The sequence below is a fragment of the Streptomyces sp. NPDC014764 genome, assembly GCF_043082785.1.
GTDB classification, from domain to species: Bacteria; Actinomycetota; Actinomycetes; order Streptomycetales; family Streptomycetaceae; genus Streptomyces; species Streptomyces althioticus.
In genome coordinates, this window is record NZ_JBIBXY010000002.1 from 42,463 (window position 1) to 67,766 (window position 25,304).

The following is a 25,304-nucleotide window of genomic DNA, read 5'->3' on the forward strand; positions in this document are numbered from 1 at the left end:
GCTTCAGCAAGGTGCGGCGATCTGGTCCGGTGACCTGTGTCCGGTGTGCGGTGTCCGTATCGGCGTGGCATCACACCATCGAGTGACGCCCATGGCCGGGCGCCCCGGGTTGTCCACAGCCCCGAGCCGTTGTCAGTGGCCGCCGATAGATTTTTTCGCGTCCCGCCGGTCCGGCGAGGACATCCCCTTTCGTATGCATGGGAGAGGTGCGTTGTCGGATTGGGAGAGGTCGAGCACGGTGCGGGTGGTGCCGTCCGCGCGGCCGCGGAAGCTCGCCAAGGTGCCGTTCGTCGAGCTGGCGGACGGGCGGTTGCAGGGTGTGGTGTCCAGCGGCTCCGACATCGGTCGGGTGTACGTGTCGTCCGTGGAGGCGGGGACGTACGCGTTCTCGTGCAGCACGAACAACAACAGGCCGTGCGGCGGGGCACGCGGTGCCTTCTGCAACCACATACGGGCGCTGATCGGGGAAGCCGTGCTCCAGTACGGCGCGGAGCGCGTCGCCCGCTACCTGAAGGTGGACGTGTCCGGTGAGACGACGGACGCGCAGGGCCTGACCTCGGCCATGACGTCGACGCGCCCCGCCCAGGGTGACAGGTCGGCCGCGGCCCAGGTGTTCAGCCGGTTCCTGCGCCACCTGGCCTACCTGGAGTTCACGCCGACGACCGGGCCGGTGCCGGAGATGCACTGGTTCCCGACGACCGGGGCGGTGGCGTGATGCGAGCGGATCTGCTGACCGACGCCGTCGAAGGGCTGGACGAGGCGCTGGCCGCCGTGGACGCGTTCGACCAGGTGCTCGTGGGCGGGCTGCTGCGTCCGCAGCCGGCGCAGGCGGTCGGACTGGCAGGGCTGGCGGACGCCGTCGCCGGGTCGCCGCTGGCCGGGCGGGTCGCCGAGGCGGCGGAGAAGACCGCGGCGGGGGCCGCGGACGAGGACCACTACCTGGCGCTGGCCGCCGCGCGCTCGGCGCTGCTGGGTTCCGTGCACGACGCCCTCGTCGGGCGGGTCGAGGAAGCGGTCGGGCGGCCGCGCGCCGACAAGCCGGCCGCCGTGGGCGACGGCGCCGACCATCCGGTGAACCTGCTGGTGGCGGCGCGTGGCTGGCTGGGCGACCTGGCGCGAGCCGGCTGGCAGGGAATCGACCACGAGCTGATCGGCGGCGCCGCCCCCGTCGTCACCGCGATGCTGCCCGAGCTGGGGCTGCGGCGGCTCGCCACGCTGCTCGACGGCTTCGCCGCGGAGCTCGCCGCGTCCTGCCCCGGCGCCACGCTGGAGCGGATGCCGGTACGACGGTGGGCCGACCTTTGGTCGCGGGCGATGCTGCTGACGCTGCCCGGAGCGGACCGGGCGACAGCCGCCGCGGAGGCCACCGGCCGTCTGCTGCCGCTCGGTGTCGACCTGCACGAGCACGCCACTGCGGTGCAGGCGCAGGTGCACGCGGTGTTCGAGCCTGCGGACGGCGGGACGCCCCGTCTGGTGCGGGCCGGTGTGTCCGCCCCCAAGCCGGACACGGTCGTCGGCGCGGGACTGTGGCAGTTGCTACGGCCGCACATGTCGTTGCTGGCCGCCGTCAGTGAGGGACGCGCCATGGAGCTGGACGCCATGCCGGTCACTGCCGAGGACGACCTGATCTGGGACGACGCCCGAGCTGTTCCGGGCGAGCCTGCTGAGCCCTTCACCACCGCACGGGTGGCGTTGCCGACCGCCGTCACCGCGCCGGTGGCGCCGGTGGACCGGCATCCGGCACGGATCGCCGTGCCCGTCCTGCTCGAGGGGTACGCCGTGGAGGACGAGGACGACGGAGTCACCTTCCGGATCGCCGGCGAGGGTCTGGCCGTCGACACGAGCCGGATACCCGCCGCCGGACCGCTGACCGCGGACGCCGTCGCCTCGTCCGCCGCGTGTCTCGGTCTGCTGCGCTGGGACGCCGGTCGGTTCCTGCTCCAGCCACTGGCCGTGGAGCGCACGGTGCGGAAGAAGGCCGTGGCCGTGCATGCGGGGGCCTGGGCGGGCGGCACGGCCGACAAGGCGGGCGTACGGGCCGAGAAGGCCGCCACCGACGCCGTCAGTGTGCTGCGCGAGCGCGCGGGAAGGCTGCTGCGGAAATGAGCGAGGTGAGCATCCTCGAGGGAGGGGCCGAGGACGGGGCGCCCGTCCCGGACTCCGACGAGAACCGGCGGCAGGTCCTCTACTGGCGGCTGCTGGCCCGGCTCTTCGACCCGGAGGAGCAGGCGTCGCTGGAGTCGGCGAGTGTCGCCGTGGTCGAGGACATCGGGCTGCCGGCGGCGCTGCTCGACCCGGCCGCGTCGGTCGACTCCGTGGTGCAGCGGCATCCCGAGCTGTCCGACGAGTTCGACGGGCTGATGACGCCGGAGCCGGACGCGGACGGCGAGCGGGACCGGGCCGCCGAGGTGCGGCGGGCGGCGCTGGCGTCGAAGGTGCTGCTCAACGTCTTCTCGACCGGCAGCGGCACGGTCACCGCCGAGCAGCTCGCCCGCTGGCAGTCCGACGCCGGCTGGCTGGAGCGGGCGCTGGGCTGCCGGCCCGGTGACCTGCGCGGCGGCCGGGGCGGCGCGGGCCGGGCACCTGCCGGCAGAGGGGTGAGTCCGACCGGCACGGGTGTCGGCACACCCGTGCCCGACCTGAGCAGGCTGATTCCCGAGATCGGACCCGAACTGGGCTCGATCGAGGCCGGCCTGGTGCAGCGGATGCATCTGCGGGAGGTGCTGGCGGACCCGGCGCTCGCCTCGCGGCTGACGCCCAGCATGTCGCTGATCGAGCAGCTGCTGCGGGACAAGAACAACCTGTCCGGCGTCGCCCTCGCCAACGCCAAGGCGCTGATCCGGCGCTACGTCGACGAGGTCACGGAGGTGCTGCGCACGCAGGTGGAGAAGGCCTCGGTCGGCGAGCTGGACCGGTCCGTGGCGCCCAAGCGGGTGTTCCGCAACCTCGACCTGGACCGCACCATCTGGAAGAACCTCACCAACTGGGACCCGGAGGAGGAGCGTCTCTACGTCGACCGGCTCTACTACCGGCACACCAGCCGCAAGACGACGCCGCAGCGGCTGATCGTCGTGGTGGACCAGTCGGGGTCCATGGTGGACTCGATGGTCAACTGCACCATCCTGGCGTCGATCTTCGCGGGCCTGCCCAAGGTGGACGTGCATCTGATCGCGTACGACACGCAGGCGCTCGACCTGACGCCGTGGGCGCACGACCCGTTCGAGACGCTGCTGCGCACCCAGCTCGGCGGCGGCACGGACGGCACGGTCGCCATGACGCTCGCCCAGCCGAAGATCGCCGAACCGCGCAACACCGTCGTGGTGTGGATCTCCGACTTCTACGAATGGCGCACGGACGAGCTGTTCGAGAGCATGGCCGCCATCCACCGTTCCGGGGCGAAGTTCATCCCGGTCGGGTCGGTGACCAGCTCAGGCCGCGGCAGCGTGAACCCGTGGTTCCGGGAGAAGTTCAAGGACCTGGGCACGCCGGTGCTATCCGGCCACATCAAGAAGCTCGTGCACGAGCTCAAGACGTTCCTGACGTGATCGCCGGCGCTCATGCGCCCTACGGCCCTGTCCTCTCGACTTACCGCCTCACCGACTTTTCGACTTCTCGTTCTCGACTTCTCGTTCTCGACTTCTCGTTCTCGACTTCGAAAGGCTCATTCCCCATGTCCGAACTGCTGCGCGCCCCCGCCGAGATCAAGTACGCCGAGGAGCTCGACTGGCTGGAGTCGATCGACGACAACCCCAAGCCGTTCTCGTGGCGCCTCTCTCCGAAGATGGTGCGGCTGTTCATCCTCGGATCGGAGCGGGCCGACGGACTGGACCGTGAGATCTCGCAGAAGTGGTTCGGCGACCGCAGCTTCGTGGAGCGGTCGATCGTCACCCTCGCCTCCGACCGGGGCCTGTTGCTGATCGGCGACCCCGGCACGGGCAAGAGCTGGCTGGCCGAGCTGCTGTCGGCGGCGATCTGCCGCAACTCGACGCTGGTCGTCCAGGGCACGGCCGGCACCACCGAGGACCACATCAAGTACTCGTGGAACGTGTCGATGGTGATCGCCAAGGGCCAGTCGCGGGAATCGATGATCCCCTCGCCGATCATGACGGCGATGGAAGCCGGTGCCATCGGCCGCTTCGAGGAGCTGACCCGGTCCACCAGTGATGTGCAGGACGCGCTGATCTCGATCCTGTCGGAGAAGTACATTTCCGTCCCCGAGCTGGAGAGCGGAGGCGGCGACGAGAACATCGTGTTCGCGAAGCCGGGCTTCTCGATCATCGCCACCGCCAACAGCCGCGACCGGGGCGTCAACGACCTGTCGTCCGCGCTGAAGCGCCGCTTCAACTTCGTCCGCATCCCGGTGGTGACGAACAAGAAGAGCGAGGCGGAGATCGTCCGCTTCCGCACCGAGGAGCTGCTGCGCCGGCACGCGATCGACCTGGACGTGCCGCCCACGCTGCTCGACGTACTGCTGCAGAGCTTCGCCGATCTGCGCGCCTCCGCCGCGGCGGCCGGCAGCGACGACGAGAAGCTGGAATCCGCGCTGTCGACGGCCGAGCAGATCGGCGTCCTCGAGGACGCGGTACTGCACAGCAACTTCTTCGGTGACCGTGCCCTGACCGCCCGCACCCTGGCGTCCTCGCTGGTCGGCTCGCTGACCCGCCGGGAGCCGGAGGACCTGGCCATACTCAACAAGTACCTGCACGGGGTCGTCGAGCCGCGCAGCAAGGAAGCGGGCGGGGCCTGGCCCGAGTTCCTCGAGGGCGGCCGCGACGCGATCGCCACCCTGTCGTGAGCGGGTCCCGGGCGAGCGGTGTGTTCACCCCGCTGCGTACGCAACTGCAGGAGGCGGCAGCCGAGTTCGCGGGCGGTCCCGACGCCCTCGAGGGCATCCTTCTGGGGCTGGTCGACGACGTCGACCGGGCGGTGCGGGAGCCGCTGGAGATCTTCCCGGTCTGCCACCACTCCCCCGCCTCCGCCCTGGCCATGGCCCGGCGCCTGCGGGAGAAGCAGCCCAGCGTGGTGTACCTGGAGCTGTGCGAGGACATGGCGCCGCTGCTGACCGAGCTGCGCAACTGCCGGCTTCCCGTGGCGGTGCAGGCGTTCGCCGGCGACATCGACGGGTTCCCGCAGGAGTGGGCGCCGCTCTCGGTGGTCGCGCCGATCACGGAGGCGTCCGCCGAGTACCAGGCGATCGCCTACGCCCTGGACACGCCGGGCGTGGACCTGGTGCTGGTCGACCGGTCCTCCGACCACGTCTTCCAGTGGAACGAAACCGCTGCCAAGGACGAGGCTTCGACCGAGGCGGACGAGGAGCCGAGGTCCGAGGAGGCGGCGCTGCACGGCGAGGCGGTCGGCGTCGAGATCGGCGACCTGCGCCCCAGGTTCGCCGAGCTCGAGGAGCATCTGCTGCGCCACGGGAAGGTGCGGCACTGGTCGGAGTGGTGGCACCAGTACGTCGAGGTCCCGCTCGGGGACAGCGACCACGACACCTACCGCCAGGTCATGTTCCTCATCGGCAGCCTGTTCCGGCGGCTCGCGCCGGGCGACGGCGGCCGGATCCGGGTGGACGAGGACCGCGAGCGCTACATGTGGACGCGGATGCGCGAGCACATGGCGGCGACGGGCGCGGACCCGGAGGACTGTCTGTACGTGTGCGGGGCGTTCCACGCGGCGAGCCGGGTGGAGGAGTTCGGCGTGGAGGGGCGCTCGGACTCGTTCACCATCTCACCGCGCACGGCGACCACATGGCAGTACGGGCTGATCCCGTCGAGCCACGCGGCGATCGAGGCGCAGTTCGGCCTGGCGCCCGGCTCGGTGTCGATCGCGGCGACGCAGTGGCAGAAGAGCCTGAAGCGGACGAGGGTGCGGCCGTACCGGCTGCAGGGCCAGGCGGGAGCGCGTACGTCACGCGCGAAGCAGACGCTGCCGGGCGCCGCACCGGCGGTCCCCGCGCCCGCGACGGACCGGCTGTCCGGGTTCCTGCGGCAGCCGCCCGTGCTGGACGGCCTGGACGAGGCGGAGCTGCTCGGCTGGTCCGTGGACATCGTCAGGGCGGCCCGCCGCAACGGCTATCTGGCCTCCACCGCGGACGCCATCGCCGTCTTCGAGACGTCGATCCTGCTCGCGGGGATGCGGGACCGGGCCAAGCCGACGCCGTACGACTTCCAGGACGCGGCGGTCACCTGCATCGAGAAGGACAGGGTGCCCGGGCGGCGGGACGTGCGGCGGCTCGTCGAGATCATGATGGGCGGCGACCGGATCGGGCAGGTGGGCTACGAGGCGCTGCCGCCGCTCGCCCGGGACGTGTACGACCGGCTGGAGCCGCTGGGGCTGAAGCTGCGACAGCGCGGTGTGCAGCGGGCGTTGGTCGACATGTCCGGTCGGCCGGAGCTGGAGGCGTGCTCGGACGTCCTGTGGATGCTGCGGCGGCTGATGCCGGCGGCCGCGGCCCGGCCGATCATGGGTGAGCGGCGCCTCGGTGAGCGGTCGATCCAGGAGTCGTGGGACCTGGCTCTCGGCACCCATCAGCGTGCGCTCATCGAGCTCGGCTACGAGGGTGTCAGCATCGAGCAGGTGCTGGAGCAGCGGCTGCGGCGCGAGGCGTACGGTCCGCGGGCGACCACGGCGGGCGTGCTGGCGGCCGTCGAGGACAGCCTGCTGTACCTGCGCAGCGGGCGTCTGGCGGACGAGCTGGGCACGCACGCGCTGAAGGTGCTGTCCGCGGAACGCACGGTCGACGGCGCGCCGGAGGTGCTGCGCCGGGCACGGGCGCTGCTGGCGTACTACCGCACGAGCCGGCCGGAACTGCCGGCGTGGATCGAGTCCTTCGTGAGGACGGGGTACGCGCACTACTGCACACTGCTGCCGACGGCGTTCCGCGACGAGGACGCGACGGTGGGGCAGGTCGCGGCGATGCTGGGCTTCCTGTTCAGCATGGAGAGCCTGGCGCTGTCCCTCGGCTGCGACCGTACGCAGCTGGAGCTGGCGGTGGCCCAGTCGCACCCGGAGGAACCGTCGAAGACGGCCCTGCTGTGGGCGGCACAGGTGCAGCTCGGCACGTTGTCGCGGGCCGAACTGCGCTCGCGGTGCGACGCGTTGCTGGACAACCCGCTGGTGGTGCCCTCCTACCCGCGCTACCTCAGCGGCTTCGTGCACGCACTGGAGCCGGTGCCGGGGCTGGCGGACGTGGTGGTGGAGGCGGTGTCGAACGCGTTCGGACGCCTGCCGGACACGGTGCTGCTGCCGTGGCTGCCGCTGCTCATCACCACCCTGCGCAACGGGGCGGGGGACCTGGCGCCGCTGCTGATACGGGAGGCGGGCCGCGTCTTCCCCGGCCGGCTGCCGGCGCTGGACACGTGGGTGCCGCCGTGGCGGCAGCCGCAGGAGGACCCGTTCGCAGCCTCCCGCGCCCGCCACACGGCCACCGCGGCCCAGGCACCCCGGGGCCTCGCCCTGCTTGCCGCCCACCCTGCGGCGTGCGACGCGGTGGCGGGGCTGCTGGGGTGCGAGGACGGCTGGCAGCAGCCGTGCCCGTCCACCGCGCCGCACACGGGCGCGACCCTGCTCGCCGCCCACCCCGCGACGTGCGACGCGGTGGCGGAGTTGCTGGGGTGCGACGAGGACTGGGTGGCGGCCGGCGACGCCGGCGCGCCGGGAGCGGCCCTGGTAGCCGGCCACCCCGCCTCGGCCGAGGCCCTGGAGGCGCTGCTCGCCGACGCGTGACGACGAGGTGACGCCGGCTCTCCTCAGAGGGCCGGCGTCACCTGTCCTTCGAACCGGAAGACGGGGTGGGCCCAGTCGGCGTCGTCACCGTGGTCGTCCAACGCCTCGCCGATCGCCCGCTCCTCGTAGCGGAAGTGGCTCTCCATGATCGCCGCGAGTCCGTCGAGCTCACGGTCGATCGCGTCCAGATCCGGACCATGCGCTCCGAGGGCCCGGTCGGCGAGTTCGCGTACCTGGGTCAGGATCGAAGCGATCAGTCCGTGGTCCTGGACGAGCTTCGCCACGGTCTCGGCGAGGTCAGGGCGCTCGCGCAGCAGTTGGGCGAACATCCCGTCGTCCTCGCCCTCGTGGTGCTTGGTCAACGCGTCGCAGAAGGCCAGGCAGTGTGTGACAAGTGTGTCGTCGTTCGAGCGCCGACGTCCGAGTCCCGCCCTGAGGTCGTTCAGGCGTCGACGCAGTTCCTGATGGGCTCGGGAGAGTTGCAGGCTGAGAGCAGCCGCACGGTCGGTGTTGTGGGAGGCCACCGGTGGCAGTCACTTCGGTACCGCACCTCCATGCCTGACGCTGACCGTCACCGGCACGCGATGCTGCTCCCATCCGATCACGCGTCGCGAGGCCGCGGCAAGGGATGTACGCGGCGCGCCTCATGAGACCTCCCGCGTACCCACCACCGCCAGCAGGTCGATTAGGCCCTGTCTCTTTGGAGCTCTGACGCCTTGGTAGGAGGGCCGATTACTCTGTCGTGATGGCCAAGAGAATTGAGTCGGATCTCGTGGTTGATCTGCGGGGTCGGCCAGTCGAGGCGCTCGATGACCTCTGGGACGCTATGGCTGAGCCTTGCGGACTGCCGGAGTGGTCCGGCCGGAACACAGACGCCTGGATGGAGGGTTGAGGAATGACAGCGCGGACGCCTCGCCGTCGGAGATGGCTGCGGATCGCGCGAGAAGAATAGGCGCGGTCCGCGAGGACGGTCTCTGGTCGAGTCCGGGGCCTTCCGAGTCCGCGTCGCGGGACGCGGATCCTGCCCATGACGGCCTCGACTGCCGGAGCATCACCCGCCTGACCAGCGGTGACGTAGAAGGCCAACGGCCGCGCCCGGTTATCGCTGGCTAGATGACCTTCCTACTCAGGCCGCCACGAGATGATGACGAGGTACAGACCGGGGAAACGGCCGCAGTGCACCTCGTCGATGAGTTGCCGCAGTGCGTTGAGCGCCTTGTCGCGGGCGTCGGAGCGAACCCGTTGGAGCGTCTCCTCCTCGTCCAGGACGACGAGGAGACCGGTGTGCCCGGAGTCGCGCAGCACGGTGAGCAGGCCCTGCAGGAAGCCGAGCGCTCCGAAGTGGTCGAGGTCGCCGCGTACCCCGGCGGATCGGCGGGCGGAGGCGGCGACGTGCGGCTGGCCACCGAGCCACGCCAGCACGGCCGCGGCGGTCGCCTCGTCTCCCTCGGCGAGGGCGGCCCGGTAGCCACGCAGGGCGGTGGCGAAGGACGGGGCGTGCCGGGACACCTCGGCGAGCCGCGCGACGAGCAGCTTCTCCACCTCGCCGGACAGTTCCTCCTCGGTCGCGCCGGCTGCGAGGGCGTCTTCCTCCAAGGCGTAGAACCATGCGTCGACGACCGGGCGCAGGGCGCTGGGCGGGAAGCTGGGGGTGGTGAGGCGCTCGGTGAGCCGCTGGTGCCCCGTACTCACCACGCACCGCCTTGAACACGGATCCGCCGGAGGTGACGGCGTCCAGTTCCGCGTCGAGGGCCGCCTCGAAACGATCGAGCCCGGTGGCGAGCAGGTCTAGCCCGCTCTCCGGTACGGCCCCGCGGCGCAGGGCGTCGACGACGGTACGGCGGCGGGCGGCACTGACTTGTGCGGGTCGCTTGGATCCGGCGGTACTCACGGAACCAGTGTTCCCTCTCCTCGCACCTCTACCCGGGCGAAGGGACCATGCTGCCCGGTATGTGGACAAGTGCCCGTTGGTGCAGGTTCCGCACTCGCAGTCCATGGTGCACCGATGATGCCGGAGCTCCCACCTCAGTACCTTATGATCGCGGGGCAGTTGGGGTGACAGCGCATTCGGGGGGCGTGGCACATGGTCGACGAGATCAAGCATGAGTACAAGACCGTGCGGACCGTTCGCGGCACCGACGGCTTGGTGATCTCGAAGATGCAGAAGGACGGATGGGAGGTCGTCGAACAGTCCCAGGGCGCGGTTCGCTCCACCCTCATCTTCCGTCGGCCTAAGAAGCCGATACCGTGGCCGCTGGTCGGCGCGGGAGCCGCTGCCCTCGTGGTCATCGCCATCGTCATCGGCACTGCCGCCGCACTCAGCGACGGGGGTGAGCAGAAGGACGAGGCCGCCAAGCCGTCGGCCGCCGTGAGCGAAAAGCCTTCCGCTACGCCGACCTCGACCCCGACCGCAGCCGAGCGCGCGGCCGTCGAAGTGATCACGCCGGAGAACAACTCGGAGTTCGCGGCACTGTTGAAGGCGTCGGACACCTGCGACGACGCGAACGCGGACTTCGCGACCAAGCACGCGGGCCGGACGATCGCTTTCGACGGTTCGATCGTGAACATGGCACCCCACGGCGACTACGAGCCCCGCTGGGACTTCCTTCTGGGCCCCGGCGACGAGGGACCGGACACGACGGTCGGCCCGGCCTTCCAGTACAAGAACGTCAACGTGGCCGAACTGAGCCTGACCGGCAAGGACGTGCCCGCTGCCATCGGCGTGGGCGACAAGTTCCGCTTCGTCGCCGAGGTGGGCGACTTCAACGCCGTCCAATGCCTCCTCCAGCTCGACCCGGTCTCGACGGAAACCCGATAGGAACGGATGCCCTCGCGCATCTGCCAACCGGCTTGACCGGCACCACAGAGCGCTGCTGGAATCACTCTCCGTACAGAAATCAGGGCGGGGAGAGGAGTCACATGGCAGCCCTCGACAACGTGAAACTGAAGGACGTCTTGGCGGAAGTCGCCTCAGGCTCCTTACAATTGCCTGACTTCCAGCGGAACTGGAAGTGGGACGACGACCGAATCCGGGCGATCATCGCGACGGTCACGCTGGACTACCCGCTCGGCGTCGTGATGACGCTGCAGACCGGCGGCGCCACGCGGTTCCGATCCCGGACGCTCACCGGCGCCCAGCCGGAGGGGGACCCGGAGGCCGACCTCCTGCTGCTGGACGGGCAGCAGCGCCTTACCTCGCTCTTCCAGTCCTTGTGGCTGGACGCCCCGGTGGAGACGGCGGACGCCCGGGGCAAGGCCATCCAGCGCTGGTACTACGTCGACATCACTAAGTGATCGTTTCAGAATGATCTACGGAGCCGGCGGAGGCAGATGACGCTGCAGGCGAGCTCGAGTAGGCCTTGGTGGAGGTCGGCCCGACGCTCGTAGCGGATCCGCAGGCGCTTGAATTGGTGGAGCCAGGCGAAGGTCCGCTCTACCACCCAGCGAGTGCGGCCGAGGCCAGAGCCGTGGACGACACCTCGGCGGGCGATGAGGGGCTTGATCCCGCGCTGCCTCAACAGGCGGCGGTACTTGTCGTAGTCGTAGCCCCGGTCAGCGAAGAGCCGCTTGGGCCGGTTGCGAGGGCGTCCACGACGGCCCCGGATCCGGGGTATCGCGTTCAGAAGCGGGATCAGCTGTGTGACGTCATGCCGATTTCGCCGGTCAGGGATACAGCGAGCGGGGTGCCGAGACGATCGACGATCACATGGTGCTTGGAGCCGGGGCGGCCGCGATCCACCGGCGACGGCCCGACATGAGCCCCCCTTTCAAGGCCCTGATGTGGGAGCCGTCGATCGCAGCATCATCCATGTCCAGCGAGCCTGCTGCCCGCAGCTCGGTGAGGAGCGCCTCGTGCAAGCGAGTCCAGACACCGGCCTCGGTCCAGTCCCGCAGTCGGCGCCAGGCGGCCACTCCCGAGCAGCCCACGACCTCACGGGGCACATCTCGCCAGGCCACTCCCTTGCGCAGGACGTAGATGATGCCGGCCAGGGCAACCCGGTCCGGCACCGGCAGCCGTCCGGGGTGACGCTTCCGCCGCGCAGGCCGCTTTGGCAGCAGCGGGGCTGTTCGCTCCCACAGATCATCGGGGACAAGGTCGGTAGTCACGACGTAGGAGCTTGCCAGAGAACCTGGTTGAGCCCACTGGGTCGGCTCGTGATACTCCCCGAATGACCAACAGTGCACAGCCCGGAGCCACTGAACAGGGTTGGGACGGACCCTGGTACCGCGTCCGTACGGACCGTTTCGTGGCGTCCTTCCTGCCCGGCGCGGGTGAGGATCTGGATGCCGTCTGCAACGTCGATGTCAAGGTCCGGTTGGTAGACGGCGGCTCACGCTGGAGTGCGACCGTGTTCACCGTCGCGGAGGTCGAGCGCCTGATGGACAAGGGGGTTCAGACCGGCGAGGACCTGGGCGGCCGCTACTTCTGGTGCTCCGACGGGCTGATTGTTCGAGAGCCCGGCATCGACAACATGACCCAGGTGATCGCCGGTCTGCTCGACTCCGGCGAGTTCGAGCAGGTCCTCCAGCGACTCGATGACGAGTGACCGCCTCAGCTGCATTCTGAAACGATCAGTCAATCGCTACCGCTACACCGAGCAGGCCCGTGCCGATCTCCTGGCGGCGCTCGGCACCCTGGGTGATCGTTTATGGATTCCCCACCAGGTCCTGGTGGAGTTCTGGCGGAACCGGGAGACCACCATCTCCGAGGCACGGTCGACCAGCGCCAAGGCCGCCCAGGAGATGAGCGGTCACTCGGTGCAAGCGGTACAAACGCTGCGCACTTGGGGCCAACCGGGTCGCTTTGAGCGATGACGACTTCGAAGACCTCCACGATCGGTTGAGCGAGGTCTTCGAAGAAGTCCGAAAGAAGATCAATGAGGTTGGTGAGGGCGAGTGGCAGCACATCGGTCACGACACGAGTACCGATCCGGTGATCGCCAAGCTGGAGCCGGCACTGACCGGCAGGGTGGGGCCTTCCTTCTCCCCGGAGGACCGCGCCGCGTTGACCGCGTTATGTCACAAGCGTGTCGACCAGCGCGTGCCACCCGGCTACATGGACGCCAAGAAGGACGGCAACGGGGCGGTCGGTGACTTCTTCGTCTGGGAACAGTTGCTGCGAGAGGCATCCCGCCGCCAGTGCGATGTCCTGTTCGTGACCGCGGACGCGAAAGAAGACTGGTGGCGCAAGGAACGGGGCCACAACCGGGGCCTGCGACCGGAGTTGACGGCGGAGCTACGGGCACGTGGCGGAGGCCGCCTTTACCTGCTGTCGCCGAAGCAGTTCCTGGAAGTCGCCGCCCCCGTACTACGACTCAGTCTTCAGGCTGGTTCCGTCGAACCGGAAGCGGTCTACGACCTCTGTGACTACGACGACGATCGAACGCTGAGAGGCTTCACCAAGCCGATCACTCGGATCAGCCGCAAGCTGCAGAAGCAAGGGCTGATCCCCGACTCAGCGGTTCCTGTTCTCACGGCTGAGTACAAGAACGGTCCGGGCCGCACGTCCGGCTTCAGAGTCCACCCTCTCCTCGCTCCCCTCATCAACGACGCGGAGAACAACGACGAGGACTCGTGACGCAACATCGGCCCGCGGCGCGCAGGCCCTCCCGAATGGCTGTCAAGCCCCGGCTCGGCCGCAGCCGAGCCGGGAACCGCTCGTCAACCGCATCCCGGCATTGGCTGAAAAGGCGTGAGCTCGTATTGAAGGTCCACTACCGTTGATCTCGCTGCGCACCTTCCCGGAGGGTACGTCGGCGGAGTTTCGGATGCCGGTTCCCGGCTGTGACTGACGATTGGTTTCCGCTGCGTGTCGCACGCGGCGTGACCGCGGATGCCCGGAAGGGCGGTCCCGCCATTCCCAGGTCACGCCAAGGAGTGGACATCCATGAACCCCGTTGAGTACAAGCCTGCACGTCGTCACCGGCTTCGCGAGATCCTGGTCGACGTCGCCGCGGGTGTCGTCACCCAGGTCGTGGTGACGGCCCTGGTGGCGGCAGCGCGCCTGTTCTTCTGAGCAGGCCTGTGGCGGGCCCGGAGAGCCCGCCACTCCACATGCAGGCGGCGCGCGTCAGAACAGGTACAGGTCGGGCGAGTGTGGGCCCGTGCTCTGTCGCCTCCTGCGGGAACCCCGCCCGCGACGCGGCCGGGGCAGGTGCGGAACGCGTGCCTCCTCCGGCAGGTTCTCCCAGGTGGGGCGCAGCCCGTGGACCTGGACCTCGCCGACCAGTTCCTTCAGATAGTTCCGGGTCTCCTCGTCCGTGGAGTAGAGCACCGTCGCCCGGCTCGCCCGTGTCATCAGCACGTGGTAGGCGTGGCGGACCAGCCGGGCGAACTCCTCGTCGTCGACGCTTCCGGCCTTCACCTTGGGGTCGAACGAACCCGGATCGGCGACGCGTTTGACGCCCGACTCCGGGTCCTTCCGCTCCTTGCCGCGACGGAATACCCACCGGTCACCCCGGCGCACCATGTCCTCGCCCAGAATCACGCCACACCAATCCCACTCAAGGCCCTGGGCTGTGTACACGCAGCCGATCTGATCAAGCCCCTTCTCGTGCACGGCCCAGATCCTGCAAGGTGGCGCCCCGTCCTCGCAGAAGGCGTCGCTGTCCGCGTTCCAGGGCCTGTGCCAGTCTCCGATCCGCACGTCGGCCTCCAACCTCCTCTCCTTGCCGATCGGCTTTGTCCACGGCCAGCAATACCCCGCGACGAGGCGGGCGGACGCTCCGGCGAGCGCTTCCGTGCGGATGATCCGTTCGAGTTCCTCCGGGCTGTCCGCCACCTCGACGTGCATCAAGCCGTCCGGCGTCCACTGCTCCGGCTCCTCGTCCGCCACCCCGAGCATGGCCCGCACCCAGCGGATGTAGGCATCGCTGCCTCCGCAGCGAAACTGTTCACGAAGCTCGTACCTGAGAAGAGTGGCGTCGTACCGTTGCGCCGCGTCCTCGATCAGTTCGACGGTGCCGACCTCGTGCGGTCGCACGGTCTGGCCCTCGTCGAGGAAGAACACGGTCAGACGGGACGCGTCGAGAAGTTCGTCGACCTGGGGCTTGGTGCCCTGGTGTTCGGGCTTCCAGAAGCGGTTGGTCGAGCGTTCCCGCAGGCGGTGCGCCTCGTCGCACATCAGCACGTCCAGCGGCGGGTCCGGAGGGGTGACGAAGTTGCTGAAGTAAGTGAAGCTCTCCCTGAACTCCCGGTCCCCGTAACCAACGTGCTCCTGGATCGCGCCATTGAAGGCCCTGCTGCCGCTGGCGTACTTGACCGTGTGGCCGCCCGCCTCCAGCTCCGCCTTGATCTGGAGGCCGATGGCGCTCTTCCCCGTACCGGCGCCGCCGGTGACCAGGAAGACCACGCGCCGCTCGTCCGGCACGAGGGCGGGGCGCTGCGGATCCGGGAGAACCTTGGCCGCGGTGTCCAAGATCTGGTCGGCGACCTTCTTCTGCCGGCCGCGCAAGGTGAAGACCGTGTCCTCTCCACGGGAGCGGATCATGGCGTCGAGCAGGGGTGTGTTGCGTAAGCCCATGTTCTGCAGCAGAATCTCGGCCGCGGAAGCGCCCCCTTCGTCGGCGAAGTGCTCCCGGAGGTCGGAGATCAACTGCTCGCGTCGGTCGTTCGTGTAGACGGCCGCGTAGGCGCCGGTCGGAGCGTCCACGTCGACCAGGGGCCGGACGGAGGCGTCGGTGGCGTTGTGCAGGTAGGCGAACCCCCCGCATTCGAAATCCAGTCCGCTCAGTGGGCCCCTGCCGCCCGTGAACGCCTCGTAGTACTCGCGCAACTGCAGGGCGGGGTGCTTCTTCCTGCCCATCCCCGGTACGTGGACCAGTTCCGCGGTGGCTCGCTCCACCCTGGTCACCGTCGACCAGCGCTTGAGCTCGACCAGTTGGACGGACAGCCGGCTGTCGTCGGGATGGTGGCCCACGAGAACGACGTCGATCAGTCGTGGGTCACCGGGGCGGTCCGCCTCGTCGAGGGTGGCGGCGCACTCGACGATCATCTCCACGTTCCCGCGGCCGGCGGCGACCAGGTCGTCCGCGAGGTGCACAAGGCTCTCGGCCCACGCGGACCGTTCCGACAGCGATGCGTCGGCGCCTCGGAAGTGCCGCCATCGAGCGGCCAGGTGCGGCACCATACGGCGCCTCGAGTTCAAGGTCAGCAGATCCTGTGCTGCCAGCCGCAGCAGGAGCATGGACACGAGGTGAGTCCCCCAGAGCACGAGTGATCGTGCGGGTGGGGGCATGTCCTCGTGAGGAAGCCCGTCGGGCCGCAAGCAGTACTCGGGATCTTAGGGAGGCCAGCCGCCCTACGGACGACGATGCGGCGGTGGGCGACGCGAAGCGTAGCCATCATGGCCGGATCGCGTTCCCCCTGGCGTAGACGGGTCCCAGGTCAGACCGTGGCAACGCGCTGATCCAGTCGGCCACCCGCCAACTCCCGCAGCTTCTCGCGCGTCTCCGGATCCGTCGAGTAGACGACCGTGCCGACCATGCCCCGGGTCAGCAGCACCTTGTAGGTGTTGCGGATCAGGCGGTCCACGTCGGCGTCCGGGGTGGACTTCTTGAACACCGGGTCCTGGGAGGCCGTCCGGTCCGTGACCCAGCGGTCACCGCGCCACAGTAGGTCGGGGCCGACGATGACGCCGGACCAGTCGTACTCGAACCCCTGGGCGGTGTAGACGCAGCCGACCTGGCCGAAGCCCGCCGGGTCGGTGGCCCACAGGGCGGCCGGGGGGGCACCCGAGACCGAGCGTTCGCCCCGCAGGTTCCACGGGCGGGCCCAGTCACCGATGACGACATCCAGCGGGAGCGGGTGACCTGGCTTGGGTTCCGGGGACCAACGCCAGCAGTAGCCGGCGGACATGCGGGCACCGTAGCCCTCCGCCCGCCGGGCCTCGAGGAACGCTTCCATCTCCTGCGGGCTGTCGGCGACCAGCAGCTGCATGCGGTCGTCGGGCTCCCAGACGACCGGGCCGCCGGGTTCGAGGCCGAGGAGCCGGACGACCCAGCGCAGGTAGGCGTCGCTGCCACCGCAGCGGAACTGGCTCTCCAGCGGGACGACGTGGCAGGGGATGTCCCGTTTGGCCGCCGCCGCCTTGATGTCGGCGACGGTGCCCATCTCGCCTGGCCGTACCACCTGGTGCTCGTCGAGCAGGAAGACGGGCACGTGGGCGACGTCGATGAGTTCGTCGATCTGGGCCTTGCCGGTCCGGTGCTCGGCACGCGTGTAGCGGTTCGCCGAGGTCTCCCGAATGCGGTGGGCCTCATCACAGATCACGACGTCCAGGCTGTTCTTCTCGGCGGTCATGAAGCTGTTGAAGTACTTGAAGAGGTCCTGCACCTCTCGCTTGCGGGAGCCGGCGACCTTCCTCATCGTCTTGGTGAACGACTGGGAGCCCGTGGCGTGCAGGGCAGGCATCCCTCGCCGGTACAGCTCGCCGAGCAGTTGGAGAGCAATCACGCTCTTGCCGGTGCCCGGGCCGCCGGTCACGACGACGATCTCCTTGCGGTCGGCGCGCTTGGCCTTCTCCACCGCATTGAGCACCATCCGGCAGGCGACCTGCTGCTCGTCGAGGAGCACGAACTGCTGCCGGTCGCGTACCTCCTCGGCGGCCACGGACATGAGCTGCTTCGACGGCACCGTGGCACCCGAGAGCAGTTCGTCCGCCACCCGGGCGCCGGAATGCCTGTCGCTCAGTTTCGAACGGAGATGGTCGAGGAATTCGCCGCGGCGTTGTCCCGTGAACAGCAGTCCGCGGCCGTCGCGCTCTATCTCCCGCAGGCCAGCGACACCGAACTCCGTGGCGTTGTGCAGGAACGCCACTCCGCTGACTCGGTGTCCGTGCTCGGCCACCGCCCCGTTGAAGTTCACCAGATAGTCGCAGTAGCGGCTCACCTGCTCGATGGGGTTGAGCACAGGATGGGGATAGTGATCGACGTGGCATAGCGTGGGATCGTCCTCGTGGGGCACGACCTCGCTCCACTGCTTCAGTTCCACCACGACGTACGACGGCTCCCCGGTGGAGGGGTGCACGCCCGCGAGGACGACGTCGGCACGCTTGCTGTTCAGCGGGAGGGCATACTCCAGCATCATCTCCACATCACCCAGGCCCGCCTCGTTGAGCGCGGCGGCCAGGACGGGGATGCTGCGCTCCCAGGAGCGCACCTCCGAGGTGCCGGGCCGGTAGCCGTGCATGTGGACGAACTGGTCGGTGAGGTGCAGGAACAGCGAACCGTCGAGCGCCATGACGGCGACCGTTTTCGCGGACGCGCGGAACAGCAAGAACTTCCCCCAGGCAGCACGAAGTGACTCGTGCGGGTGGGGGCATGTCCTTCAAGACTCCACCGGGGTGGAGCGGAAGCCCGTCGGGCCGCGTTGACGATGTGGACGAGGTTACCCGGCAACAGGGAGAAAGGTGAGGTGGGCCGGCACAGGTCACGACGCCCGGACGTGCCGGAGCACCCCCGGTCGACCGGCCCCCTCACGCCCCGGACTCGACCACGCTAAGAACGTCCGTGCTGCGCGCGTACCGCGTCCGCAGCCTCCCTCAGAGCTACCAAGGAGTACCACTCATGCCCTTCGCCCACTTCAAGGTCCCCGCGGACACTCTCAGCTCCGACGACAAGAAGAAGATCGTCGAGCGCACCACCGATCTCTACGCGGAGATCTACGGTGAGCGCGCCCGCGCCACCACTGTGGTGCTCGTCGACGAGGTCGCCGACGGAGGCTGGGGCGTAGGCGGTCACGTCCTCACGGCCGCCCTGCTCAACAGCGACGCCTGACCCGCGGAAGCCGGCGGGCACGGGACCCTATCCGCGCCCGCCGGCGCCACAGCCTCACGCCGCCTTCCACCCCCGCTCCCCATGCCCCCGGATGATGTCCGCGTACCGGTGTCCCGAGCCCTTGATCGTGCGGGTCTGGGTGGCGTAGTCCACGTGGACGAGGCCGAAGCGCTTGTCGTAGCCGTACGCCCACTCGAAGTTGTCGAGCAGGGACCAGGCGAAGTAGCCGGCCAGCGGTGCGCCCCTGCGGGCGGCGGACGCGCAGGCGGCGATGTGCCGTGTCAGGTAGTCCTGGCGCTCGGGGTCGTCGACCGTGCCGTCGGGGCGGACGACGTCCGGGAACGCGGAGCCGTTCTCCGTGACGTAGAGCCGGCGGGCGCCGTACTCGTCGGTGAGGCGCAGCAGGAGGTCCTCGATGCCGGTCGGGTCGATCTCCCAGTCCATGCCGGTGCGCGGGACGCCCTCGCGGCGGACGGGCGCGGCGTAGGGGGCGGGACCGTCCGGGTCGGCGGCGACCACCTGCGGGAAGTAGTAGTTCAGGCCGAGCCAGTCGAGAGGCGCCGCGACGGTGTCGAGGTCGCCGGGCCGTTCGGGGAGGTCGACGCCGTAGACCTCGCGCATGTCGGCGGGGAAGCCGCGGCCGTGGATCGGGTCGAGCCACCAGCGGTTGGTGTGGCCGTCCATGCGGACGGCGGCGGCGTGGTCCTCGGGGCTGTCGCTCGCCGGGTGGATGGTGGAGAGGTTGTTGACGATGCCGACCTCGGCGCCGGGGGCCGCGGCGCGGATGGCGCGGGCGGCCAGGCCGTGGCCGAGGAGCAGGTGGTAGGAGGCGCGGACGGCCGCCGTGAGGTCGGTCCGGCCGGGGGCCATCTTGCCTTCGAGGTGTCCGATCCAGGCGGAGCACAGGGGTTCGTTGAGGGTGGCCCAGTGGTGGACGCGGTCGCCGAGGCGTTCGGCGACGGCGGAGGCGTACGCGGCGAAGTGTTCGGCGGTGTCGCGCTCGGGCCAGCCGCCGCGGTCCTGGAGGACCTGGGGCAGGTCCCAGTGGTAGAGGGTGACGGACGGGGTGATTCCGGCTTCGAGGAGACCGTCGACCAGCCGGTCGTAGAAGGCGAGGCCCTTGGCGTTGACCGGGCCGTCGCCGCCGGGCACGACGCGCGGCCAGGCGACGGACAGCCGGTAGGCGTTGGCGCCGAGGCGGCTCATGAGGGCGATGTCCTCGCGCCAGCGGTGGTAGTGGTCGCAGGCCACGTCGCCGTGGTCGTCGTTGTCGATGCGGCCGGGGGTGTGCGAGAAGGTGTCCCAGATCGACGGCGAGCGGCCGTCCTCCGTCACGGCGCCCTCGATCTGGTAGGCCGAGGTGGCCGTGCCCCACAGGAAGTCGTCGGGGAGGGCGGCGTAGTCGATGGTCACGAAAGTCCTTTCGGGGTGGGTCACTTGACGGCTCCCGCCGTCAGGCCGGCGACGAGGTAGCGCTGGAGGAGCAGGAACCCGGCGACCACGGGGACGCTCACCACGAGGGAGGCGGCCATGATCTGGTTCCAGTACACGTCGTTGAGGGTGGAGTAGCCCTGGAGGCCGACCGCCAGGGTGCGGGTGGTGTCGTTCGTCATCACGGAGGCGAAGAGGACCTCGCCCCAGGCGGTCATGAAGGCGTAGACGGCGACGGCGACGATGCCGGGTACGGCGGCCGGGACGACGACGCGGAACAGCGCGCCGAGCGGCCCGCAGCCGTCGACGAGCGCGGCCTCGTCCAGGTCGCGCGGGACGGAGTCGAAGTAGCCGATCAGCATCCAGATGGAGAACGGCAGCGAGAAGGTCAGGTACGTCAGGATGAGGCCGCCGCGGGAGCCGAACAGGGCGATGCCGGTGGCGTTGCCGATGTTGACGTAGATGAGGAACAGCGGGAGCAGGAACAGGATGCCGGGGAACATCTGCGTCGACAACACGGTCACCGTGAAGACGCGCTTGCCGCGGAACGAGTAGCGGCTGACGGCGTACGCGGCGAAGACGGCGATGACGACCGAGCAGACGGTGGCCGCGCCCGCCACGATCAGCGAGTTCACGAAGTAGCGGCCGAGCGGGACGGTGGACCAGATGTCGATGTACGGGCGGATCGTCAGCTCGGTCGGCAGCCAGCGGAACGTGCCGGTGACGTCGGCGAGCGGCTTCAGCGAGCTGGAGAGCATGACGTACACCGGGATCAGCACGAAGCCGGTGAGGAGGGTCAGGAAGATCCGCCGTGACCACAGGAACGTGCGGGGCGGGGCCATCGGGGACCGGGGCGTGCTCACTGGGCGGTCCTCCGTCCGCGTGAGGTGAGGGCGAGGTAGACGCCGGTGACGACGAGCAGGAACAGCAGGAGCAGCACGGACATCGCGGAGCCGGTGCCGAAGTTCCACGTCACGAAGGACGCCTGGTAGATGTGCACGGAGACGAGATCGGCGGCCTCGGGCGCGCTCTTGCCGAAGAGGACGTAGGGGGTGTTGAAGTCGTTGAACGTCCACAGGAACAGGACGAGGACCAGCACCTGGTTGACCGGGCGGAGCGACGGCAGGGTGATGCGGCGGAGCTGCTGGATCATGCCGGCGCCGTCGAGGGCGGCGGCCTCGTACAGTTCGCGCGGGATGTTCTGCAGTCCGGCCATGACGATGAGGAAGGCGAACGGCCAGCCCTTCCACACCGAGACGGTGAGCAGGGCGACGAAGCTGTTGTCGCCGATCAGCCAGAAGGACGGCTTGTCGGTGAGGCCGAGCTGGTCGTGCAGGACGTGGTTCACCAGGCCGTTGTCGTGCTGGAACATGAACACCCAGGTGATGACGGCCGCGTAGACGGGCAGCGCGTACGGCACCAGGAACAGGGCGCGCAGCAGACCACGGCCGCGGAAGGTGTCCTGCATGAACACCGCGGCGGCGGTTCCGATGAGCCAGCACAGGCCGACGGACAGCACGGTGAAGGCGACCGTGACGAGGAACGAGTGGAGCAGGGCCTGGCCGACGGGGGCGTCGAAGTCTACGGAGACGGAGTAGTTGTCGAAGCCGGCCCAGGGGGCGGTGCCCCAGTCGCGGATGTAGAACTGGGTGAGTTCCTTGAAGCTCATCACGATGCCGATGACCATCGGCACCAGGTGGACGAGGAGTTCGAGGAGGAGCGCGGGCAGGAGCAGCAGGTAGGGCAGTCCGATGCGGCGGAGCCTCCCGGGGCGGCGGCGGGGGCCGCTCGCCGCACCGGGGGAGCTCTTCCGCACGGTGGCCTCCGCTGCGGGGGCGGTGGCGGTCATGGCGGTGTGGGGACTCACTTCGTGGGCATCTGCTGCTGTGCCTTGGTGAGCGCGGCCTTCACCGAGTCGGTGGTGACCGGGCGTCCGGCGGCTGCGTCGGCGAACAGGTTCTTGACGGCGGTACCGACGGCGGTCTCGAACTGGGACTCGTCGGGCACCTGCGGCAGGGCGACGGCGCTCTTGGCGAGGGTGTCCTTCAGCACGGCGTTGGCAGGGGTGTTGAAGGCGGGGTCGGCCTGGGCGGCCTTGACGGGCGGGATGGAGCTGTAGGCGGTGTTGAGGATCTTCTGCTCGGCGTCGCTGGTCATGAACTTCACGAACTCGGTGGCGCCGTCGAGGTTGTCGGTGTTCTTGAAGACGGCGAGGTTGATGCCGGCGACCATCGAGTTGACCTGCTTGCCTGCGCCGGGGACCCCGCCCTGCACGGGCACGGGGGCGATGCCGTAGGCGTCCTCGCTCATGCCCTGCGACTTGAGGTTGGCGGAGGCGGACTGCCACAGCAGCATGCCCGTCCTGCCCTTGGCGAAGTCGCTGACCGACTGGTTCTGCGCGTACTCGGCGTTGCCCGGGGCGATGACCTTGTCCTTGGCCATGAGGTCGACGTACTGCTTGACCGCGGCGACGGCGCCGTCGCCGGTGAAGTCGGGCTTGCCGTCGGCGGTGAAGAAGTCGGCGCCGTGCTGCTTGGCGAAGACGTAGGCGTGATGGATGTTCTCGGAGGGGTTCGAGCCCTCCATCGCTACGCCCCACTTGCCGTCCTCGGACAGCTTCTTGCCGGCGGCGACGAACTCGTCCCAGGTGGCGGGCGGGGCGCCGATGCCGGCGTCGGCGAACATCTGCTTGTTGTAGTAGAGCGCGTACGCCATCGAGTAGAGCGGGACGGCGGCCGGGGGCTGCCCCTCGACGCCGGTGGAGCCGAGCGCGGAGTCGACGAAGCGGTCCTTGCCGCCGATCTTCTCGAACTGCTCGTCGTCCCACGGCAGGAGGCCGCCGGTCGCCTGGAGGGAGGCGGACCAGGTGTTGCCGATGTTCAGCACGTCCGGGCCCTGGCCGGAGGTGGTGGCGGTGAGGATGCGGTTGAGCAGGTCGGACCAGGGCACGACCTCCAGCTTGACCTTGATGCCGGTCTGCTTCTCGAACTTGTCGAGCTCGGGCTGGAGGACCTTCTTGTCGACCTCGATGCTGGCGCCCTGGTTGGAGGCCCAGTAGGTCAGTTCCTTCGGCGAGTCGTTGGACCCGCCGCCGGTGCTCGAACCGCCTCCGCAGGCCGAGGCGGCGAGTGCGAGAGACAGCATGACGGCGCCTGTGGCCGCGGCTCGGATGCTGCGCATGGCTCCTGGTCCCTTTCCGGGAATGTCGAATGCCCCGAGGACGGCCGGGACAGCGCCTCACGGCTTAATTTAGGACGTGAGTTAAACCCTTGGCCGGGACCACGTCAAGGCCTCTGACGGACTCGCCCGACTCTTGTCGCATGTCTTGACTCATGCGTTCCGGAGATGAACCATTCAGCGGCGAGAGAGCGCTCCCAACTCCCCTGCTCCTTTCACCTCTTGAACCAGGAGAGCCGCCCCATGACGTCGCAGTCCGACTCCCCTTCCACTCCCTCCCCCACTGTTTCGGCCCCGCGTTCCGCCGTAGGCCGCCGGGCCGTCCTCGGCGCCGCGGCCGCCGCTCCCGTGCTGGCCGGGCTGTCCGGCTCGGCGTCCGCCGCGCCCGCTTCGCGCAGGAGGCCCCCGCGCCTCAAGGGCGGTGGCGACCTCGGACCTAACGTGATCGTCTTCGACCCGTCCACGCCGGGCATCCAGGCCAGGCTGGACGAGGTGTTCGCCCGGCAGGAGGAGGACCAGTTCGGCCCCGGCCGCTACCAGTTCTTCTTCAAGCCCGGCGCGTACCAGGGGCTCAACGCCCAGCTCGGCTTCTACACCTCGGTCTCCGGCCTCGGCCTGTCGCCCGACGACACCACCATCCACGGTGACGTGACGGTCGACGCCGGCTGGTTCGACGGCAACGCCACGCAGAACTTCTGGCGTTCGGCGGAGAACCTGGCCCTCGTCCCGGCCAACGGCACCAACCGGTGGGCGGTCGCGCAGGCCGCGCCGTTCCGCCGGATGCACATCCGCGGCGACCTCAACCTCGCTTCGTCCACGTACGGTTGGGCCAGCGGCGGCTACATCGCCGACAGCCGGATCGACGGTGCGGTCGGCCCCTACTCGCAGCAGCAGTGGTACACCCGGGACAGCTCGGTCGGCGGCTGGACCAACGCCGTGTGGAACATGGTGTTCTCCGGCGTCGAGGGCGCCCCCGCGCAGAGCTTCCCGGACCCGCCGTACACCACGCTCGACACCACGCCGGTCTCCCGCGAGAAGCCGTTCCTGTACCTCGACGGCGAGCGGTACCGCGTCTTCCTGCCCGCGCTGCGGAGGAACGCGCGCGGCGTCACCTGGGGCAACGGCACCCCGCGCGGCACCTCGCTGCCGCTGGACCGCTTCTACGTCGCGAAGCCGGGAGACTCGGCGGCCACCATCAACCGGGCGCTTGAGCAGGGCCTCCACCTGCTGCTCACACCCGGCATCTACCACGTCGACGAGCCGGTCCGGGTGAACCGGCCGGACACCGTGGTCCTGGGCCTCGGTTACGCCACCCTCGTCCCCGACAACGGCGTCACCGCCCTGAAGGTCGCCGACGTCGACGGTGTACGGCTGGCCGGCTTCCTGATCGACGCCGGAACGGTCAACTCGCCGGTCCTGCTGGAGGTCGGGCCGCGCGGCGCCTCCCGGAGCCACGCCGCCAACCCCATCACCGTCCAGGACGTCTTCATCCGGATCGGCGGCGCCGGCCCCGGCAAGGCGACCACCAGCATGGTGGTCAACGCCCGGGACACCGTCGTCGACCACACCTGGGTCTGGCGCGCCGACCACGGCGAGGGTGTGGGCTGGGAGACCAACCGCTGCGACTACGGTGTCGTGATCAACGGCCACGACGTCCTCGCCACCGGCCTGTTCGTCGAGCACTTCAACAAGTACGACGTGCAGTGGAACGGCGAACGCGGCCGCACCATCTTCTTCCAGAACGAGAAGGCCTACGACGCCCCGAACCAGGCCGCGATCCAGAACGGCTCGCTCAAGGGCTACGCCGCCTACAAGGTCGGCGACCACGTCACCACCCACGAGGGCTGGGGCATGGGCAGCTACTGCTACTACAACGTCGACCCGACCATCGTCCAGCACCACGGCTTCGCCGCGCCCGTCCGGCCCGGGGTGCGCTTCCACCACATCATGGTCATCTCGCTGAGCGGGAACGGGCAGTACGAGTGCGTCATCAACGACACCGGGGCGCCGACGTCGGGGTCGGACACGGTGCCGTCGGTGGTGGTGTCGTACCCCTGACGCCGACCCGCTCCGGGGCGTGCCACGGCCGGGGCGCGCCCCGGACCGCGGGACCCGGGGCGGTCCCTCCCAACTGGGTCGGGGAGGGACCGCCCCGGTCAGCGCGTCACCGCGTCACCGCGTCACCGCGTCACCGCG

19 protein-coding genes and 4 pseudogenes are annotated in these 25,304 nt (G+C 69.5%); 13 read left to right on the forward strand and 10 right to left on the reverse strand.

The annotated features are described in order from the left end of the window. The first annotated feature begins 193 nt into the window (after positions 1-193). The 5 genes from ACF1AG_RS05320 (at position 194) to ACF1AG_RS05340 (ending at position 7,725) form a co-directional block, all read left to right on the forward strand. Positions 194-715: a hypothetical protein gene (locus ACF1AG_RS05320; protein ID WP_359601261.1), complete on the forward strand. Its 522-nt coding sequence runs from the start codon at positions 194-196 to the stop codon at positions 713-715. Continuing rightward, the gene (locus ACF1AG_RS05325) at positions 715-2,106 is read left to right on the forward strand and encodes a hypothetical protein (RefSeq protein WP_391809338.1); all 1,392 of its coding nucleotides are present in this window, start codon (positions 715-717) and stop codon (positions 2,104-2,106) included. The genes ACF1AG_RS05320 and ACF1AG_RS05325 overlap by 1 nt, the downstream gene beginning before the upstream one ends. Continuing rightward, on the forward strand, positions 2,103-3,545 hold the full coding sequence (locus tag ACF1AG_RS05330; protein ID WP_359601263.1) for a VWA domain-containing protein: 1,443 nt from the start codon (positions 2,103-2,105) through the stop codon (positions 3,543-3,545). The genes ACF1AG_RS05325 and ACF1AG_RS05330 overlap by 4 nt, the downstream gene beginning before the upstream one ends. Before the next feature lie 125 nt (positions 3,546-3,670). Next, complete coding sequence (locus ACF1AG_RS05335; RefSeq protein WP_359601264.1) at positions 3,671-4,795, forward strand: AAA family ATPase; 1,125 nt, start codon at positions 3,671-3,673, stop codon at positions 4,793-4,795. After that, positions 4,792-7,725: a hypothetical protein gene (locus ACF1AG_RS05340; RefSeq protein WP_391809339.1), complete on the forward strand. Its 2,934-nt coding sequence runs from the start codon at positions 4,792-4,794 to the stop codon at positions 7,723-7,725. The genes ACF1AG_RS05335 and ACF1AG_RS05340 overlap by 4 nt, the downstream gene beginning before the upstream one ends. A 23-nt stretch (positions 7,726-7,748) precedes the next feature. Here ACF1AG_RS05340 and ACF1AG_RS05345 read toward each other — a convergent pair whose 3' ends face one another. From ACF1AG_RS05345 to ACF1AG_RS05355, 3 genes and pseudogenes are all read right to left on the reverse strand, one after another. Then, positions 7,749-8,249 carry a hemerythrin domain-containing protein gene (locus tag ACF1AG_RS05345; RefSeq protein WP_391809340.1) on the reverse strand — a complete coding sequence of 167 codons (501 nt, stop codon included), beginning with the start codon at positions 8,247-8,249 and terminating at the stop codon, positions 7,749-7,751. 352 nt (positions 8,250-8,601) lie between these two features. Next, a pseudogene (locus ACF1AG_RS05350) lies at positions 8,602-8,867 on the reverse strand (transposase); the annotation flags it as partial. Position 8,868: 1 nt separating this feature from the next. Beyond that, positions 8,869-9,616: pseudogene (locus tag ACF1AG_RS05355) on the reverse strand (BREX system ATP-binding domain-containing protein); the annotation flags it as partial. A gap of 192 nt (positions 9,617-9,808) precedes the next feature. Here ACF1AG_RS05355 and ACF1AG_RS05360 point away from each other — a divergent pair. Both ACF1AG_RS05360 and ACF1AG_RS05365 read left to right on the forward strand, forming a co-directional pair. Then, entirely contained in the window at positions 9,809-10,543 is a 735-nt protein-coding gene (locus ACF1AG_RS05360; RefSeq protein ID WP_359601267.1) for a DUF4839 domain-containing protein, read from the forward strand. A gap of 101 nt (positions 10,544-10,644) precedes the next feature. Then, positions 10,645-11,016: pseudogene (locus ACF1AG_RS05365) on the forward strand (DUF262 domain-containing protein); the annotation flags it as partial. 8 nt (positions 11,017-11,024) lie between these two features. Here the strand turns inward: ACF1AG_RS05365 and ACF1AG_RS05370 are convergent. Then, positions 11,025-11,832 (reverse strand): annotated as a pseudogene (locus ACF1AG_RS05370) (IS5 family transposase). Positions 11,833-11,894: 62 nt separating this feature from the next. Between ACF1AG_RS05370 and ACF1AG_RS05375 the strand changes: the two are divergent. The 4 genes from ACF1AG_RS05375 (at position 11,895) to ACF1AG_RS05390 (ending at position 13,741) form a co-directional block, all read left to right on the forward strand. Further along, the gene (locus ACF1AG_RS05375; protein ID WP_391809341.1) at positions 11,895-12,272 is read left to right on the forward strand and encodes a hypothetical protein; all 378 of its coding nucleotides are present in this window, start codon (positions 11,895-11,897) and stop codon (positions 12,270-12,272) included. Next, complete coding sequence (locus ACF1AG_RS05380) at positions 12,262-12,540, forward strand: PIN-like domain-containing protein (protein WP_359601269.1); 279 nt, start codon at positions 12,262-12,264, stop codon at positions 12,538-12,540. The genes ACF1AG_RS05375 and ACF1AG_RS05380 overlap by 11 nt, the downstream gene beginning before the upstream one ends. Further along, positions 12,530-13,303 (forward strand): PIN-like domain-containing protein, encoded by a 774-nt coding sequence (locus tag ACF1AG_RS05385; protein WP_391809342.1) that lies wholly within the window; start codon positions 12,530-12,532, stop codon positions 13,301-13,303. Before ACF1AG_RS05380 ends, ACF1AG_RS05385 begins: the two co-directional genes overlap by 11 nt. A 309-nt stretch (positions 13,304-13,612) precedes the next feature. Beyond that, complete coding sequence (locus tag ACF1AG_RS05390) at positions 13,613-13,741, forward strand: DUF6408 family protein (protein ID WP_359601271.1); 129 nt, start codon at positions 13,613-13,615, stop codon at positions 13,739-13,741. A gap of 54 nt (positions 13,742-13,795) precedes the next feature. Here ACF1AG_RS05390 and ACF1AG_RS05395 read toward each other — a convergent pair whose 3' ends face one another. Next, positions 13,796-15,910 (reverse strand): DUF2075 domain-containing protein, encoded by a 2,115-nt coding sequence (locus ACF1AG_RS05395; RefSeq protein ID WP_391809520.1) that lies wholly within the window; start codon positions 15,908-15,910, stop codon positions 13,796-13,798. 200 nt (positions 15,911-16,110) lie between these two features. Then, a complete protein-coding gene (locus tag ACF1AG_RS05400; protein ID WP_391809343.1) occupies positions 16,111-18,000 on the reverse strand; it encodes a DNA/RNA helicase domain-containing protein in 1,890 nt (629 codons plus the stop codon). Between the two features lie 290 nt (positions 18,001-18,290). Here ACF1AG_RS05400 and ACF1AG_RS05405 point away from each other — a divergent pair, with 290 nt between their 5' ends. After that, positions 18,291-18,500, forward strand: coding sequence for a tautomerase family protein (locus ACF1AG_RS05405; RefSeq protein WP_033273663.1), 210 nt, complete (start codon positions 18,291-18,293; stop codon positions 18,498-18,500). A gap of 54 nt (positions 18,501-18,554) precedes the next feature. Here the strand turns inward: ACF1AG_RS05405 and ACF1AG_RS05410 are convergent, their stop codons facing one another. Genes ACF1AG_RS05410 through ACF1AG_RS05425 form a run of 4 tightly spaced genes read right to left on the reverse strand, consistent with a single transcriptional unit; the run spans position 18,555 to position 23,111 of the window. Beyond that, on the reverse strand, positions 18,555-19,913 hold the full coding sequence (locus tag ACF1AG_RS05410) for a GH1 family beta-glucosidase (RefSeq protein WP_391809344.1): 1,359 nt from the start codon (positions 19,911-19,913) through the stop codon (positions 18,555-18,557). Between the two features lie 20 nt (positions 19,914-19,933). After that, on the reverse strand, positions 19,934-20,773 hold the full coding sequence (locus tag ACF1AG_RS05415) for a carbohydrate ABC transporter permease (RefSeq protein ID WP_359601277.1): 840 nt from the start codon (positions 20,771-20,773) through the stop codon (positions 19,934-19,936). Positions 20,774-20,790: 17 nt separating this feature from the next. Continuing rightward, positions 20,791-21,780: a carbohydrate ABC transporter permease gene (locus ACF1AG_RS05420; protein ID WP_391809345.1), complete on the reverse strand. Its 990-nt coding sequence runs from the start codon at positions 21,778-21,780 to the stop codon at positions 20,791-20,793. Positions 21,781-21,794: 14 nt separating this feature from the next. After that, positions 21,795-23,111 (reverse strand): sugar ABC transporter substrate-binding protein, encoded by a 1,317-nt coding sequence (locus ACF1AG_RS05425; RefSeq protein ID WP_359601274.1) that lies wholly within the window; start codon positions 23,109-23,111, stop codon positions 21,795-21,797. 240 nt (positions 23,112-23,351) lie between these two features. Between ACF1AG_RS05425 and ACF1AG_RS05430 the strand changes: the two genes are divergently transcribed. Continuing rightward, complete coding sequence (locus tag ACF1AG_RS05430) at positions 23,352-25,166, forward strand: coagulation factor 5/8 type domain-containing protein (protein ID WP_391809346.1); 1,815 nt, start codon at positions 23,352-23,354, stop codon at positions 25,164-25,166. The last annotated feature ends 138 nt before the right edge of the window (positions 25,167-25,304 follow it).